The organism is Azospirillum sp. TSH58 (assembly GCF_003119115.1).
Classification (GTDB): Bacteria; Pseudomonadota; Alphaproteobacteria; order Azospirillales; family Azospirillaceae; genus Azospirillum.
Genome location: NZ_CP022367.1, coordinates 1,790,852 through 1,806,320 on the forward strand (window position 1 = coordinate 1,790,852; position 15,469 = coordinate 1,806,320).

A 15,469-nucleotide genomic window follows, 5' to 3' on the forward strand; every position below is an offset into this window, starting at 1 on the left:
GAAAAGGTCGGGCGTCAGCGGACGTCCAGCCGGCGCTCCAGCGTGACCACCGTCTTGCCGTCGCGGGCCAGCGTCACGATGCCCTTGTAGGGTCCCTTGGGCCATCCGGACGCCGGGCGCTTCAGCCCCTGATAGGCGAACCAGACGGCCTTGTCCCCGGTGATGCCCTTGCTGTTGTCGAACAGGGGGCGTCCATCGCCGTCGAGGATGCGGATCCGCTGGGTGTCGCCGTCGCGGACGCCCATGATGTCGGACCACAGCACCAGCATGGGGGAGTCCTGGGTCAGCGTCTCCCCGGCGAACTCGCCGTGGCGGGCCGGTTCGGCTTCCGGGACGCGGCTGGTGGCGAAGCCGGCGCCGAGGCCGGCGGTCGGGCGGTAGGCCAGCGCCTTGGCCGTGGCGGCGGTCCACAGCGGCTTCATGGCTTGGCCGCAGGCGGTGAAGGGCTGCTGGCCGACGAAGGGGTCGACGACCGCGCCGTTGTGGCGCACGCCGAAATGCAGATGGGGGAACTCGGTCAATCCCGACAGCCCGACCTCGCCCAGCCGTTGCCCGGCCTCCACCCGCTGGCCGGGGGTGACCGCGACGCTGCCGCGCTTCATGTGCAGATAGGCGGTCTGCCAACCGTCGCCATGCTCGATGATGACGGCGTTGCCGCCCCCGACCTTCATCACCGTGTCGCGTCCGATGACGTTGACGTTCACGTCGTCCATGCCGTCGCGCACCCGCAGGACGGTGCCCGCGGCGGCGGCCAGCACGGCGACACCCTTATCCATCGCCGTGTAGTCGGGCAGGCGGAAGTCCGTGCCGTCATGGCCGTCGTAGCTCAGCCGCCCGCAGGCATGGTCGCGCCAGCCGGGGCCGGAGTCCTCGTCGACGTAGTTCTGGATGAAGCAGGTCTCCCCGACCCGGCAGTCGACCGGCAGCCCGAAGGCCGGCGCCTCCGCCGCCGCGGGGCCGGCAATGGCCAGCGCGCCCAGGAACAGGCTTGCGGACAGGACGGTGGTGAGCGCGGCGCGGATCATGCGGGCTTCCCGGGGATGTGGGTGGATTTGCGGGGGCAGGGTGAGGCAACCCCCGTTCCGACGCAACCGCAAGGAAGCCATACGCCGCCCGGCCGGAGCCCTCCACCCAAAGCCCTTCAGCCGCCGATCAGCACCGCGAGGACTTCGGAGGCCAGGACCGCGGGCTTGATCGGCTTGCGGACCATCCGGGCGACGCCCAGCTTGGTCAAGGCCTGCATGGTCAGTTCCGGCGGAACCCGCTCGTCGATTCCGGACAGGACGATGATCCGCAGGTCCGGTCGAAGGCTCTTGGCCGCCTGGATGACCTCGAACCCGTCATGATCGGGCATGATGAGGTCGGTGACCAGCAGATCGAACTCATGGAAGGTCAATGATTCGACGGCCGCCCGCGCGTCGGTGCAGCCGGTCACGCTGTTGCCTTCCTTCTCCAGGATCTTGGTGACGATGCTGAGGGATACCGGGTCGTCATCGACGACAAGGATGTCGGCCATCGGAGTCCGCCCTTTCATAATTCGGTGTTAGGGTTCGGGGTATTGCCGACCTGAATAAGGCCGGGCTGGTTTACGCCCCGTTTATGAGCGGGGGCGGCCATGCAGCCACGTCAAGGCGCCCGACACTCGTACCCGCACGGCGTTGACTTGGCGTTCCGTACGCGTAAACTATGAGGTGCCTTCATGGAGAGGGCGCCGGTCGCCCATCACGGGGACCGGCGGATTGGGTCATATCGCTTCAAAGAGGATGTGACATGAGCACCGCATTGACACTGACCACGCCTTTTCCCGGCGAGTCGCTGTCCCGCTACATCGAGCAGGTCCACCGCTTCCCCGTTCTGGGCGCGGAGGAGGAGTATGTGTTGGCGACCGCGTGGCGCCAGCATGGCGACATGGAGGCGGCCCGCAAGCTGGTGACCAGCCATCTGCGTCTGGTCGTCAAGATCGCCACCGGCTTCCGCGGCTACGGCCTGCCGATGACCGATCTGGTCGGCGAGGGCAACATCGGCCTGATGACCGCCGTCCGCAAGTTCGAGCCGGACCGCGGCTTCCGCCTGTCCACCTACGCGATGTGGTGGATCAAGGCGTCGATCCAGGAATACATCCTGCGCTCCTGGAGCCTCGTGAAGCTGGGCACCACCGGCGCCCAGAAGAAGCTCTTCTTCGGCCTGTCCCGCCTGAAGCGCAAGCTGGGCGAGTTCGGCAACGGCGACCTGAAGCCGGAAAGCGTGTCCCGCATCGCCCAGGAACTCGACGTGCCGGAAAGCGACGTCGTGGCGGTGAACCGCCGCTTCGTCCAGCCGGTCGCCTCGCTCAACGCGCCGCTCTCCGCCGGGGAGGGGACCGCGGAGATGCAGGACTTCCTGCCCGACGAGCGTCCGAACGCCGAGGACAGCCTGCTGGAGCGCGACGAGGCGATGCACCGCAGCGCCATGCTGCGCGACGCGATGGCGGTGCTGAAGGACCGCGAGCGCGACATCCTGACCGCCCGCCGTCTCAGCCCGTCGCCCAAGACGCTGGAGGATCTGGCCGCCGTTTACGGCGTCAGCCGCGAGCGCATCCGCCAGATCGAGGAGCGGGCTTTTCAAAAGCTGTCCCAGAGGGTGCGGGAACTCGCCGCAGCGGCGTAAAGGGGGGCTTGTTGCCTCCCTCTCCGTCCTGATGTATACCGAAAGGCCTAGATTCTGGCGGGTTGGTTCGCGCCGTCGGCGCCGTTCCACCGCGTGAGACGGGACGGCGTTCTCCTGCCTGCGGTTGTGGTGCGGGGAGTTGCGGATGCAGCAGATGTTGTGATTTCGCCGCAATTTGTTGGAAAACGGTCCGCAAGCCGTCATAATGACAACTCAGTTTCTGTGCACCCCTGGGGGGCGGGTTTGGTTTCCAGCCCCGGGGGCGCCTTGGTGAGCGGGTACGGTTTTGTCCAACGTGTCTCCGGCAGAGCATCAGGGTCCTGACGGCCCGTCCGCACCGGCAATGCCGACCACATCGGCGTTTCTGGCATCGCTGGCCGAAAGCCTCATGCACCAGGCGTCCTTCGCGTTGGTCTATGCCGACGCCGGGCGGCGCTGCCTGTTCGCGAACCCTGTATTCGCCGCCGTTTTGCGGACGTCGCCCGAAGCCTTGGTGGGGCGGCCGCTGGCCGAATTCGACCATCCCCTGGCGCGCGCCGTGGCGCAGGCGCTGGAGCGCTCCGGCCAGACCGGGGAGGCCGCCCCGGTCGATTGCGAGGTCGAGCGGTCGGACGGCGGGCGCGGCGTGCTGACCGGCTGCGTCCTGCCCCATCGCACCGGCGATGGGGCCCACGGCTTCCTCGGCCTGTTCCAGGACGTGACCGACCCGGCCCGCATCGCCGATTTCGTCCTGCGCCGCGACCCCTTCGTGACGACGCTGCTCGACGCGGCGGTGGATGGCGTGGTGGTGGCGGACCGCCACGGCATCATCCGCACGGTCAACCGCTCCTGCCGCGACCTGTTCGGCTACGACGAGGAGGAGTTGATCGGGCGGAACGTCTCCGTCCTGATGCCGCCGCCCTTCTCCCGCGACCACGACAAGTACATCGGCAGCTATCTGGAGACGGAGCGCGCCAAGATCATCGGCATCGGGCGCGACGCGCTGGGCCGGCGCAAGGACGGCGCGGTGTTCCCGATCCATCTCAGCGTCGGACAGGCCCGCCTGGCGCGCGACGTCGTCTTCGTCGGCATCATCCGCGACATCTCCGAGCGGCTGGCGGCGGAGCAGCGGGCGACCTATCTCGCCCGGCACGACCCGCTGACCGGCGTGCTGACCCGCACCGCCTTCCTGGAGGAGTGCGAGGCCGTGCTGGCCGCGCCCTTCCCCGGCCAGGAAGGGGGCCTCTTCGCGCTCTACGCGCTCGACGTCGACCAGTTCAGCGACATCAACGAGGCGTTCGGCTTCCATGTCGGCGACGCCGCGTTGAAGGCGATGGTCAGCCGGGTGACGGAGGTGCTGCCGCAGCAGACCTACGTCTGCCGCATCGCCGCCGACGAGTTCGCCGCCCTGTCCCGCGTCGAGAGCGCCGAGCAGGCGGAGACGCTGGCCGATCTGCTGCATGACCGGCTGACCGCCTCCATCTACGCCGACCGCCATTGGGTGCGGCTGCGGCTGTCCATCGGCGCCGCGGTGCAGGACGCCGACATCCGCACGCTGGAGGAGCTGAACGCCAAGGCCAAGCTGGCGCTTCAGGCCGCCCAGCACAACGGCGGCAACGCCGTTTGCTTCTACACCCCGGAAATGGCCGCGGCGGCGACCCGGCGCATGTTCCTGACCATGCATCTCGCCCACGCCATCGAGCGGAACGAGCTGCACATGGCCTACCAACCCATCGTGGAGGCCCGTTCCGGCCGGATCGTGGGGGCGGAGGCGCTGCTGCGCTGGAACCAGCACACGCTGGGTCCCGTCTCCCCGGGCGAGTTCATTCCGGTCGCCGAGGAAAGCGGCCTGATCGTTCCCATCACCGACTGGGTGCTGACCGCCGTCGTCGATCAGATGGCCGTGTGGGAGAAGGCGGGCACCCTGCCCAAGCAGATCTTCATCAACATTTCCGGTCCGCAGTTCCTGCGCGGCAACCTCAGCGCCCGCCTCGAGGAGCTGTTGGGCCGCCATCCGGAGCTGCGCGGGCGACTGGGGCTGGAGATCACCGAGCAGGCGGCGGTGCGCGATCTGAAGGCCGCGGTGCAGACCCTGACGGAACTGGAGGCCATCGACGTCCAGGTGGCGATCGACGATTTCGGGTCGGGCTACTCGTCGCTCAGCTACGTGCAGCAGCTTCCGGTGTCGAAGCTGAAGATCGACCGAGCCTTCATGGCGGACATTCCGGACAACCTGAAGAACGGGGCGCTGGTCCGCGCCGCGGTCGGCATGGCGCACGGGCTCGGCCTCGTCACCGTGGCCGAAGGGGTCGAGACGGAGGAGCAGCGGGACTTCCTGGTCTCCGTCGGCTGCGACCTGCTCCAGGGCTATCTGTTCGGCCGCCCGGCCGCCCCGGACGCCTTCGCGGCGATGATCCGCGCCCAGCAGCCCGCGATGGCCTGAACGTCCGCCTGAACGTCCGCCTGAATGCTCGTCGGCGGCGGCCGGAAGGGCGTCATCCCTCCAGCCGTTCCGGTTCCTTCCCGGTCAGGGCGGGCGCGTCCATCACGGGGGCGGGCAGGCGCTCGCGGCGGGTTTCCCGGCGCTGCCAGCGGCGGAAGGAACGTTTCGACCACCAGGATCGGACCGTCTGCCAGAGCCGTTCCGGCCCCTGGAACAGCGGCACGCGGGGCTTGTCCATGGCCGAGGGCTCCAGCGCGAGGCCGACCGAGGTGATCTGCCCCTCCTGCATGTCGCGGACGATCAACTCCACCCCGCCCATGCGCATCCGGTCGCCCAACTCGCAATTGCCGCCGAACTCGTTGCGCAGCAGATCGCGCAACGACCGCTGGGCGTTGGCCAGCGACAGGGGCAGGCCGTACATCTCGGCGATCTGCTCGACCGTCGCGTCGGGGTTCAGCGCCAGATCGCCGTAGAAGGCGCGGTCGTCCTGATCCAGCGGGCGGCTCTCGGCGAACAGCTTGTCGATCAGCGGCAACTGGCTGGGCGGGGTGAACAGATAGACCATGTCCCCGGCCTGGAGCGTCCGCGCCTTGTGCAGCGGCACCACGCGTCCGTCGCGGATGACCAGGGAGGGGCGGGCGAAGCGCGGCGTGCGCTGGCCGCGGGCGGCGGGGCTCTTGGGGTGGACGGTGTAGGCGACCATCTCCTGGTCGGCGCCGCCGGGCAGTTCCAGCTCGAACCGCTCGACCGGGCCGCGCCGCGGCGGGACGATCAGCTTCAGCCAGCGCGCCATCGGGCCGATGGTCCAGCCTTGCACCGCCAGGGACACGATCACCACCAGGAAGGCCGTGTTGAAGATCACCTGACCGCCCGGCAGGTCGCCCAGGATCGGCACGAGCGCCAGCAGCATCGACACCGCGCCGCGCAGCCCGACCCAGGCCATGAAGGTCTTCTCGTTGGCCGAGAAGCGGAAGGGCAGCAGGCACAGCCACACCGCCAGCGGGCGCGCCAGCAGGATCAGCAGGACGGCCAGGGCGAGGGCGGGCAGGGCGATCGCCCCGAAGTCGTGCGGGGTGGCGAACAGGCCCAGCATGACGAACATGACGATCTGGCTGAGCCAGGTCAGACCCGAGTGGAACTGCCGCAGGCCCAGCGCCCCGCGCAGCTTCACATTGCCCGCGACGAGGCCGGCGGCGTAGACGGCCAGGAAGCCGCTGCCCCCCAGCTCGTTCGTGCCGGCGAACAGGAACAGGGCGAAGGCCAGGGTGACCACCGGGTTCAGGCCGGGGTCGAGGCGGGCCTTGTTGATGAAGGCGGCCAGCCCGGCCCCGCCCAGGACGCCCAGCACCGCCCCGCCGGCGATCTGCTTGACCAGGAAGCCGGCCAGCTCCAGCGGCGTTCCCCAGCCGTGCAGGGCCGCTTCCACCAGCATGGCGGTCAGCAGGATGGCCGTCGGGTCGTTGCTGCCGGACTCGATTTCCAATGTCGAGCGCACGCGGTCGCGGATGGTGATGCCGCCGACCCGCAGCAGGAAGAAGACCGCCGCCGCGTCGGTGGAACTGACCGCCGCGCCGACCAGGAAGGATTCGATCCAGGGCAGGCCCAGCAGACCATGCGCGGCGACGCCGATGACCCCGGAGGTGATGGCGACCCCGAAGGTGGCGAGGCTGAGCGCCGGCCACGCGGCGGCGCGGTAGCTCGACAGCTTGGTGTCCAGCCCGCTTTCGAAGAGGATCACGGCGAGCGCGATGGAGCCGATCAGAAAGGCGCTGTCCGCGTCGTTGAAGCTGATGCCCCCGACGCCATCGATCCCGGCGAACAGACCGACGCCCAGGAAGATCAGCAGCAGCGGCGTGCCGATCCGCAGCGCCAGATAGCTGGTCAGGATGCTGACGATCAGCAGCGACGACCCGATCAGGATGATGGTGCTCGCCGTCTCCATAGTCCTCGCGCCGGAATGGGAGTGATGCCGCCTTCGCGGTCATCCGATTTTGGCAATTCTTGGGCACGAGTGCAACGCAGCGGCCAAAATTTCCCAATGTTCCTAAAATAATACAGAAATGTCTCCCGCAATGCAGCATTGCGGCGGGCTACAATCCTTCCGGGTTAATGCAACGGGCGAGGGGCATTTCATGTTTCGTATACGGCGTATTCCGGCACCACCCCTCATCTCCCTGCCCCTCGTCTCCCTGCCCCTCGCTCTCCTGACGCTTGTCCTGTCCTCCGCCGCCGCGACGGCGGGAGCCTTGCCCGACCTGGACCGCACGGCGGCGGGCGGCGGTGCCACGCCGATCCGGTTCGACAAGAAGGCCATCGACCTCGGCGGTTGGGGCGCCCTGGAGGTCGGCCAGACGGAAAGCGCGTCGCGCCGGATGGTGGTGACCACGCCGGTGCGCGACCAGTGGTTCTCCGACCCGGTCTTCATGAACGACGGCGCCTTCGGCGGTCCGGACGCGCGGGCGACCTATTATTCGCCGGGCCTGCACGGCTTCAACATCGGGCTCGGCTACACCCCCGTGCGGACGGAGCTTGGCGCGGCCGACCCGCTCGCCCGTCATGTGGTGGAAGGCGTGGTGCGGCACGACGGGCGGCTGGGCAAGGCCCGCCTGCGCATCACCGCGGGGGCGGGCAAGGCCGCCGTGGCCAAGGACCGCGGCACGCCCCGCCGGTCCTGGGTGGTCGGCGGTCAGGTGACGCTGCCCGGCGTGACGGTCGGCGCCGGCTATCGCGAGCAGTTGCCCGACGGCGGCGCGGCGCGGCGGACGCTCAACGCCGGCCTCTATCTGGAGCAGGGCACGCCGCTGCGGGGCTGGACGGTCATGGGGCGGCTGGCCCACACGCAGGTCGGCACGGAGGCCCCGCAGGAGGCCTGGTCCACGGGCCTGCGGTTCCGCATGTCGCCGAAGGTCAGCGTCACCGCCGATCTGGGCACCATGACCTACGGCGGGGACCCGTCCGACAGCACGATGCTGCGCGTCGGCACCCGCGTTCTGTTCTGAATCGGTGCCCGAACGGGCCTGATATCCCTCTTTCGCCGTTATCCAAGGGTGGTTTCCCGACGGAATTGCGGTGTCGTGGAAGCAAATGGCCTTCTCGCCTGTTTACAGAAGCGAGATGCACCACAAGGAGGGTTTGGACATGTCTCGTTTGCGCCTGATCGGGACCGCCATTGCGCTGTTGACGCTCGCGGCCTGTTCGACCGGCGGCGTCGTGGGCGGCACGGCTGGCGCCGCCGGTGGCTACGCGGTGGACGGCAAGCGTGGCGCGATCATCGGTGGCCTGGGCGGCGCGGCTCTGGGCACGGCCCTGGATCGCTGACCGGACGCGACGGACACGTTCCGTTGCCGATGACGACAAGCGCGTCGCGCCGACCGGGCGCGGCGCGCTTTCGCCTTTTCAGGCCCGCCATTCCTTCCGCAGGATGGCGTACTGCATCGTGTTCTCGAAGATGGGGTTCCCGTCGCCATCCGTCGTGAAGGAAATGAACTCCAGGAACAGCCCTTCCTTCCGCATGCCGAGCTTTTCGCACAGGCGCTGGGACGCGACGTTGGTCTCCTCGACATAGGCGTAGAGGCGGCGGGCCTGCCGCACCGTGAACAGATGCTCGAAGAGGGCCCGCGCGGCCTCCGTGGCGTATCCGGCTCCCGCGACATCCGCGTTGAAGTTCCAGCCGACGGTGTAGGTGTCCGGCGGCTCGGGCACCTGGAACACGTCTCCGATCACCCGGCCGCTGCTTCGCAGGCACACGGCGATGTGCTCGTCGCTTCGGCTGCGGGCTTCCACCTCCGCGGCCGCCGCGTCGAGATCGTCCAGCTTGAGCGAGAGGAAGCAACTCGCCCGGGGGTGACGCAGATAGGCGAGCAGATCGGGCGCGTCCCCCTCCCGGAAGGGCCTCAGGATCAGACGGTCCGTGGTGATGGGGTCCATGTTCGTCCCTGCGGAAAGGGCTGGAGCCGGAACCCGGCAGTTCATGAGCCGGTCAATTTTGCCGCCCGGCACCTTCGTGTCACCAGGAATTCCACGTAGGCGTTTGATTGTCCAGCATATTCAAGGTTGCACAAAACTTGCTTGTCGGATCTCCAACCCATCGGTCACGAGAAGCCGTCATGCAAATCTCCAATTATATCAGCGAGGTCACCCGCGTCGTCTCCAAGTTCACGGCGAAGAACGAGAAGACCGAACCGGAGAAGGAGGCGAGCGGCGTCAGCGCCGCCGACGCCTTCCTCAAGGAGGCGCGGAAGACGCCGGCCCAACGCATCCGCGACCAGCTGCTCGCCCGCATGAAGCTGGACGAGGAGTCCCTCGCCGAGATGCCGCCGGAAAAGCGGGCCGCGGTCGAGAAGCAGATCGCCGAGGAACTGAAGCGCCAGCTGACCGGCGAGAAGGACCGTCGCGGCGCGGCGGTCGACCTGACCGCCTGACGCCGTTCAGGCCGGGGGCGAGTAGCCGAAAACCCGCAGCGCGTCCTGAAGGTCGGGAAGGACGCGCTCGACCGCCGCCTCGCCCTCGCGGATGCAGTCGTCGGCCCGATCGAACTCCGACAGGCCGATGTGCCCCAGCCGCGGGGTGATGTGCACGTCCGGCGGCTCGCCCGCCAGACGGGAGCGCGCGATGCGGTCGGTGACGATGCCCAACGAGGAGATCATCACGCCGAACAGGCTCGGCCCCTCGTAATCGCGCCGGAAGATGCGGCGGCTCAGCGCGCCGATGGGCACGCGGAAGCCGGCGCGGGGCCTGGTCTCGCCATCCGGCCCCTGCTCCTCGTCGATCAGCTTGAGGAGGTCGAACCCCGCCGCGGTCGGCACGGCGGCGCCGGGGCGCCGCGACTTGCCGATGATGTCGGCGGCCAGATTCACCGCGATGACCATCTGGGCGCCCAGGGCCCGGCAGGCCGACACCGGCACCGGGTTGACCAGGGCGCCGTCGACCATCCAGCGCCCCTCGAACCGCACCGGCGGGAAGACGCCGGGCAGGGAGAAGGAGGCGCGCAGCGCGTCCACCAGCGGGCCGTTGCGCATCCACACCTCGTGCCCGGTGACCAGATCGGTGGCGATGGCGGCAAAAGGGCTGGACAGTTCCTCGATCAGGACGTCGCCGAGATGGTGGCGCATCTCGGCCACCAGCCGGTCCCCGCCGATCAGCCCGCCGCCCTGGCGAAGCCGCAGGTCCAGATAGCCGACGATCTTCATCCGGGTCAGGCTGCGCGTCCACTCCTCCAGCGCGTCGAGCTTGCCGGCGAGATGGACGCCGCCGACCAGCGCCCCCACCGAGCTGCCGCAGACGATGTCCGCCTCGATCCCGTAACGCCTCAGCGCCCGCAGGACGCCGATGTGCGCCCAGCCCCGCGCCACCCCGGCGCCCAGCGCCAGACCGATGCGCGGCCGGTGGTGCTGCCGGCCGTATCCGTTTCCGAGACCCTGTCCGTTTCCGCCGTCCGCCGCCATGGCGCCTCCTTTGCACAGGGTGGAGCGCGTGCCGGCCGCCATGGTGCCACCCGACCGGTTAAGGAAGCTTGATCGGTTCCGCCCCGGTGGACAAGCCCGAGCGGACAAGGCCCGGTGAATCAAGGCTTGATGGACAAGCACGGGCGCCATCGGCTAAGCCATCGCGATTGCGCTACAGGAAGACGTGCACGTGAGCAAGAAGAGCGGAGAACGGCTGCGTCTCGACGCGGCGACGGAGCGGCTGGTCGGCCGCATGCTGCGGGAATGGGTGCGCCCCTACAGCGGCAAGCTGATGCTGTCCTTCCTGCTGATGGCCGTGGTGGCGGCGGCGACCGGCGCCTATCCGCTGCTGATCGACCAGGCCTATTCGATGTTCTCCGAGCAGGACCGGGGCATGCTGCTGGTCATCCCGCTCCTGATCATCGTGGTCACGGCGGTCAAGGCGCTGTCCATGTATTCCCAGACGGTGGTGACCACCGACATCGTGCAGCGGATCATCACCGACGTGCGGCTGTCGATGTTCGACCACCTGCTGCGGTCCGACACCGCCCAGCTTCACGCCGCGCCCACCGGCACGCTGACCTCCCGCTTCATCAGCGACGTGGACCTGATCCGCAACGCCCTGTCACGGACCCTGACCGGGCTGGTGCGCGACATCCTGACGGTGATCGCGCTGGTCGGGTCGATGTTCTATCTCGACTGGGTGCTGTCGCTGATCGTCTTCCTGATCTATCCGATCGCCGCCATTCCCATCGTCAACATCGGCAAGCGGCTGCGCCGCGTCTCGCGCGACACCCAGGCGCAGATGGGCGACATGACCGCCCTGCTGACGGAAAGCCTGGCCGGCGCCCGCATGGTCAAGACCTACTCCCTGGAGGAGTACGAGCGCGCCCGTGCCGCCCGCGCCTTCGAGGACAATTTCGCCCTGACCATGAAGGCGACCCGCGCCCGCTCGCGCATCGACCCGATGATGGAGGTTCTGGGCGGCGCCGCGGTGGCCGGGGTGATCGCCTTCGCGGGCTACCGCATGGCCATGGGCGAGGGGTCGGTCGGCGCCTTTTCCGGCTTCGTCGGCGCGCTCCTGATGGCGGCGCAGCCGGTGCGGGCCATCGGCACGCTGAACGCCGTGCTTCAGGAGGGGTTGGCCGCCGCCCAGCGCATCTTCGAGCTGGTGGACGAGAAGCCGACCATCACCGAGCAGCCCGGCGCCAAGCCGCTGGCGGTGGAGCGCGCCGCCGTGTCCTTGCGCGGCGTCCGCTTCGCCTACGAGGAGGGGACGGAGACGCTGAAGGGCGTCGACCTGGAGGTTCCGGCGGGGGCGACGGTGGCCCTGGTCGGGCGCAGCGGCGCCGGCAAGTCCACCGTGTTCAACCTGATCCCGCGCCTCTACGACGCCACCGGCGGGCAGGTGCTGATCGACGGGCAGGACGTGCGGGCGGTGACGCTGAAGAGCCTGCGCGGCGTGATCTCTCTGGTCAGCCAGGACACGGTGCTGTTCAACGACACGGTGCGGGCCAACATCGCCTTCGGGCGGCTGGACGCCCCATTCGACGACATCGTGGCCGCCGCGAAGGCCGCCGCCGCGCATGACTTCGTCGCCCGGCTGCCGGAGGGCTACGACACGGTGATCGGCGACCGCGGCGTGAAGCTGTCGGGCGGCGAGCGGCAGCGCCTCGCGCTCGCCCGCGCCTTCCTGAAGGACGCGCCGATCCTGCTGCTGGACGAGGCGACGAGCGCGCTGGACAGCGAGTCCGAGCGGCTGGTGCAGGGCGCGCTGGAACGGCTGACCCAGGGGCGCACGACGCTGGTCATCGCCCACCGGCTGGCCACCGTGCGCAACGCCGACCGGATCGTGGTGATGGAGGGCGGGCGCATCCTGGAGCAGGGCACCCACGACGCCCTGATCGCGCAGAACGGCACCTACGCCCGCCTGTGCAAGCTCCAGTTCGGCGAGGACGGCGAGGCGGCTCTGCTGGCGCCCTGATCCGGCCCCCGATCCGACCCCCGACCCGACCCGCGGTCAATCGGCCGCGGGCATCATCTCCACCACGGCGTTGCGCAACTCGTGGGCGGCGATGGGCTTGTGCAGAAGGGTGTGGCCGCCCGCTCGGGCTTCCGCCAGACGCTCCGGGGCGGTATCGCCGGTGATGATCGTCGCCGGCACCGGAGTCCTGAGCCGCTCGCACACCGCCCGGATGGCGTCCAACCCGGTCTTCCCGTCGCGCAGGCGGTAGTCGGCCAGGATCGCGCTCGGCCATTCCCCGCTTTCGACGTGCCGGACCGCGTCCTCGATGGAGCCCGCCGTCAGCACCCGATACCCCCAACCCTCCAGCATGGCCTGCAGGCCGTGGCGAATCAGCGGCTCGTCGTCGATCACCAGGATCATGCCCCGCCCGTCGCCCGTCACCAACCGGGCTTCCACCGGTTCGGAGCGGGTCGCGTTGCGGGTGATCAAGGGCACATCGACGCAGAAGGCGGACCCGGCTCCCGTTCTCGAGCGCAGGTGAACCGTATGACCGAGCAGGCGGGCGAGGCGACGCACCACCGCCAGACCGAGCCCCAGACCCTTGCTGCGGTCCCGCTCCTGGTTGCCGACCTGGTAGAACTCCTCGAAAATCTCCTCGTGCTGATTGGACGGGATGCCGATGCCGGAATCCATCACCTCGATGCGCAGGCGGTCGCCCCGGCGCCGGCAGCCGATCAGCAGGCCGCCCCGCTCGGTGTAGCGCAGCGCGTTTTCCACAAGGTTGCGCAGGATGCGCATCAGCAGCGCCGGATCGCTGCGGACCGTCAGGGTGCAGGGCACCACGCGCAGCCGCAGCCCCTTCGCCTTCGCCTGGGGATGGTACTCGGCGCCCAGCTGTTCGATGATCGGGCCGATCGCCAGATCCTGCAGTTGGGGCACGATCAATCCGGCATCCAGCTTGGACACGTCGAGCAGGCTGTCGAGCAGCATGCGCAGCCCGTCCATGGCCAGCCCCATGGAGTCGAGAAGCGGGGCCGCGGGGTGCCCGTCCAGCCGTTCCGCCAGGGCGGATTGGAACAGCATCATCGCCTGGACCGGCTGCCGCAGGTCGTGGCTTGCGGCGGCGAGGAACTTGGACTTCGCGACGTTGGCGCGGTCGGCCTCGGCCTTGGAGGCGCGCAGGGCGTCCTCGGCACGGCGGCGTTCGGTGATGTTGCGGACGATGCCCGTGAAATAGCGGCGCTCCCCGGCGGTCCATTCGGTGACTGCCAGCTCGATCGGGAAGATCGAACCGTCCTTGTGCCGCCCCTCCACCTCGCGCCCGATGCCGATGATTTTCTTCTCGCCCGTGCTCCGGTAGGCCTGCAGATAGCCGTCATGGGCGGAATGATAGGGTTCCGGCATCAGGATGCGGATGTTCCGGCCGACCGCATCGCCGGCCTCGTAGCCGAAGATGCGTTCCGCCGCCGGGTTGAAGCTCTCGATCGTGCCGGCCTCGTCGATGACCAGCATGGCGTCCACCGCGGTCTGCACGATGGCCCGGTGGCGGGCCTCGCTTTCCGCCAGAGCCGCCTCGCGCCGCCGGATGAGGTCGGCGGCGTTGCGGATGGCGCGGCCCACCGCCTCCATCTCGGCCACGCCGCCGTCGGGCGGCGGCACCGGGTAACCGGCGCCCAGCGCTTCCGCCGCTCCGGCCAGTTGCGAGACGGAGCGGGTGAGGCGCCGTCCGAGCAGGATCGCCGCCCCGATGCCGGTCAGCAGAAGAAGGAGGCCGCCGCCGGTGAAGAGCAGGAGGGCATGACGCGCCGGGGACGCCACCAGGGCCGTGGGGACGCTGGTGGCGACCACCCAGCCGAAGCTGCGCGACCGGCTGTAGGCCTGGATCGCCTCCACCCCCTCCAGATTGACGGCGCGGTGGATTCCGTCCGGTATGTCCTGCATGCCGCTCCACAGCGAGGTGGGAAGCCGTTTGCCGACGAGTTGCTCGCTCAAGTGCGACCGGGCGATGACGACACCGTCCTGGTCGATCACCCCGGCCCGCCAGCCCGTCGGGATGCGCTCCGGCGAGACGATGGCCTGAAGCCGTTCCTGGGGGATGGTGACGTTCAGCAGGTAGCGGATCCGGCCGTCGCGGATCACCGGGGCGATCACCGCCAGAAGCGGTGTCCGGCTCACGTCGCCGATGAAGAGGCCGGTGATCTGCGGCCGTCCCGTGTCGATCACCCGTTGATCGGCTTCGAGCACGGTGCCGTCCGGCAGCTCCGTGCCCCAGGGCACCCGGCTGTTGACCAGTTGCCGGCCCTGCGGATCGCGCAGAACGACGTTGGTGCCCAGCCGGTCACGCACGCCGACGGCTTGCCGGTGGAAAGCGGCCAGATCATCCGTTGTCAGGCTTTCCGACGTGGAGAGCACCTCGGCCGCGGCGATCTGGCGGCTGACCTCGCGTTCCACGTCCTCGGCCAGCAGGCGCGTCCGGTCGAGCACGAGCTGTTCGGTTTGCTGGGCCTGCGCATCGATGTTGCGGATCAGGAGGAACACCGAGAAGAGGACCAGCGGCACGGCCACCGCCATGACCAGCAGGACGAGCCAGCTTCGCACCCGCTGCGGCCGCATCAGCCACATGGAACGGCGGGTCGGACGCCCGGTCGACCGCTGCGGCGTGTCCGGATCGGGAATCATCGAATCGGCCGGCGTTCGAACGCAACCATGGGCCGGATCGCCTGGGGACCGCGTCCGATCCGGTTGGCGTCACCCGTGTTGGCGGTGCAGGCCTGTTCAGATGGCGCGGGAGCGCGTTCCTGCAGTTTTGGGAACGGTGGAAGGAGCATGGCGTTGGCGGGGCGGTCGATCGAGGAGGCGTGTCCGGTCCGAACGTACCGAGGCATTTCGCAGACCATTCGTGGAGGTAACCGGTTGCGGGCAACTCTGAACCAGACTGTATCATACCGTGCAATAATTGGTTGATAATCGATCCATCCGATCATGGGAGGA

The 15,469-nt window shown here is 68.9% G+C and carries 12 protein-coding genes; 6 read left to right on the forward strand and 6 right to left on the reverse strand.

From position 1 onward, the window contains the following. Positions 1-14: 14 nt before the first annotated feature. Positions 15-1,025 (reverse strand): M23 family metallopeptidase, encoded by a 1,011-nt coding sequence (locus TSH58p_RS29595; protein WP_109069371.1) that lies wholly within the window; start codon positions 1,023-1,025, stop codon positions 15-17. A 116-nt stretch (positions 1,026-1,141) separates the two neighbouring features. After that, a complete protein-coding gene (locus TSH58p_RS29600) occupies positions 1,142-1,516 on the reverse strand; it encodes a response regulator (protein ID WP_109069372.1) in 375 nt (124 codons plus the stop codon). A gap of 254 nt (positions 1,517-1,770) precedes the next feature. On the opposite strand from TSH58p_RS29600, the gene rpoH reads away from it, so the two are divergent. Both rpoH and TSH58p_RS29610 read left to right on the forward strand, forming a co-directional pair. Further along, positions 1,771-2,646, forward strand: coding sequence for an RNA polymerase sigma factor RpoH (gene rpoH / locus TSH58p_RS29605; protein WP_109069373.1), 876 nt, complete (start codon positions 1,771-1,773; stop codon positions 2,644-2,646). A gap of 388 nt (positions 2,647-3,034) precedes the next feature. Beyond that, positions 3,035-5,068, forward strand: a complete 2,034-nt coding sequence (locus tag TSH58p_RS29610; protein WP_247873953.1) for a bifunctional diguanylate cyclase/phosphodiesterase — start codon at positions 3,035-3,037, stop codon at positions 5,066-5,068. Positions 5,069-5,120: 52 nt separating this feature from the next. On the opposite strand, the gene TSH58p_RS29615 is transcribed toward TSH58p_RS29610, so the two are convergent. Further along, the gene (locus TSH58p_RS29615) at positions 5,121-7,010 is read right to left on the reverse strand and encodes a potassium/proton antiporter (protein ID WP_109069375.1); all 1,890 of its coding nucleotides are present in this window, start codon (positions 7,008-7,010) and stop codon (positions 5,121-5,123) included. A 190-nt stretch (positions 7,011-7,200) separates the two neighbouring features. Between TSH58p_RS29615 and TSH58p_RS29620 the strand changes: the two genes are divergently transcribed. Next, positions 7,201-8,067, forward strand: coding sequence for a porin (locus TSH58p_RS29620; protein ID WP_109069376.1), 867 nt, complete (start codon positions 7,201-7,203; stop codon positions 8,065-8,067). A gap of 139 nt (positions 8,068-8,206) precedes the next feature. Continuing rightward, positions 8,207-8,386: a hypothetical protein gene (locus TSH58p_RS29625; RefSeq protein WP_014198692.1), complete on the forward strand. Its 180-nt coding sequence runs from the start codon at positions 8,207-8,209 to the stop codon at positions 8,384-8,386. A 78-nt stretch (positions 8,387-8,464) separates the two neighbouring features. On the opposite strand, the gene TSH58p_RS29630 is transcribed toward TSH58p_RS29625, so the two are convergent. Beyond that, entirely contained in the window at positions 8,465-8,995 is a 531-nt protein-coding gene (locus TSH58p_RS29630; protein WP_109069377.1) for a GNAT family N-acetyltransferase, read from the reverse strand. Between the two features lie 179 nt (positions 8,996-9,174). On the opposite strand from TSH58p_RS29630, the gene TSH58p_RS29635 reads away from it, so the two are divergent. Next, positions 9,175-9,489: a hypothetical protein gene (locus tag TSH58p_RS29635; RefSeq protein ID WP_109069378.1), complete on the forward strand. Its 315-nt coding sequence runs from the start codon at positions 9,175-9,177 to the stop codon at positions 9,487-9,489. Between the two features lie 6 nt (positions 9,490-9,495). Here TSH58p_RS29635 and TSH58p_RS29640 read toward each other — a convergent pair whose 3' ends face one another. Next, positions 9,496-10,554 (reverse strand): patatin-like phospholipase family protein, encoded by a 1,059-nt coding sequence (locus TSH58p_RS29640; RefSeq protein ID WP_247873954.1) that lies wholly within the window; start codon positions 10,552-10,554, stop codon positions 9,496-9,498. Between the two features lie 148 nt (positions 10,555-10,702). Between TSH58p_RS29640 and TSH58p_RS29645 the strand changes: the two genes are divergently transcribed. Continuing rightward, complete coding sequence (locus TSH58p_RS29645; RefSeq protein WP_109069379.1) at positions 10,703-12,496, forward strand: ABC transporter ATP-binding protein; 1,794 nt, start codon at positions 10,703-10,705, stop codon at positions 12,494-12,496. Positions 12,497-12,532: 36 nt separating this feature from the next. Here the strand turns inward: TSH58p_RS29645 and TSH58p_RS29650 are convergent, their stop codons facing one another. Further along, positions 12,533-15,157, reverse strand: a complete 2,625-nt coding sequence (locus TSH58p_RS29650; protein ID WP_109069380.1) for a PAS domain S-box protein — start codon at positions 15,155-15,157, stop codon at positions 12,533-12,535. Positions 15,158-15,469 lie beyond the last annotated feature (312 nt).

Excerpts from the sequence above, each read along its gene's own strand:
- TSH58p_RS29600 (WP_109069372.1), bottom strand. The coding sequence starts at position 1,516 with ATGGCCGACATCCTTGTCGTCGATGACGACCCGGTATCCCTCAGCATC.
- TSH58p_RS29620 (WP_109069376.1), top strand. The coding sequence starts at position 7,201 with ATGTTTCGTATACGGCGTATTCCGGCACCACCCCTCATCTCCCTGCCC.
- TSH58p_RS29610 (WP_247873953.1), top strand. The coding sequence starts at position 3,035 with ATGCACCAGGCGTCCTTCGCGTTGGTCTATGCCGACGCCGGGCGGCGC.
- TSH58p_RS29650 (WP_109069380.1), bottom strand. The coding sequence starts at position 15,157 with ATGATTCCCGATCCGGACACGCCGCAGCGGTCGACCGGGCGTCCGACC.
- TSH58p_RS29630 (WP_109069377.1), bottom strand. The coding sequence starts at position 8,995 with ATGGACCCCATCACCACGGACCGTCTGATCCTGAGGCCCTTCCGGGAG.
- TSH58p_RS29640 (WP_247873954.1), bottom strand. The coding sequence starts at position 10,554 with ATGGCGGCCGGCACGCGCTCCACCCTGTGCAAAGGAGGCGCCATGGCG.
- TSH58p_RS29635 (WP_109069378.1), top strand. The coding sequence starts at position 9,175 with ATGCAAATCTCCAATTATATCAGCGAGGTCACCCGCGTCGTCTCCAAG.
- rpoH (WP_109069373.1), top strand. The coding sequence starts at position 1,771 with ATGAGCACCGCATTGACACTGACCACGCCTTTTCCCGGCGAGTCGCTG.
- TSH58p_RS29625 (WP_014198692.1), top strand. The coding sequence starts at position 8,207 with ATGTCTCGTTTGCGCCTGATCGGGACCGCCATTGCGCTGTTGACGCTC.
- TSH58p_RS29615 (WP_109069375.1), bottom strand. The coding sequence starts at position 7,010 with ATGGAGACGGCGAGCACCATCATCCTGATCGGGTCGTCGCTGCTGATC.
- TSH58p_RS29595 (WP_109069371.1), bottom strand. The coding sequence starts at position 1,025 with ATGATCCGCGCCGCGCTCACCACCGTCCTGTCCGCAAGCCTGTTCCTG.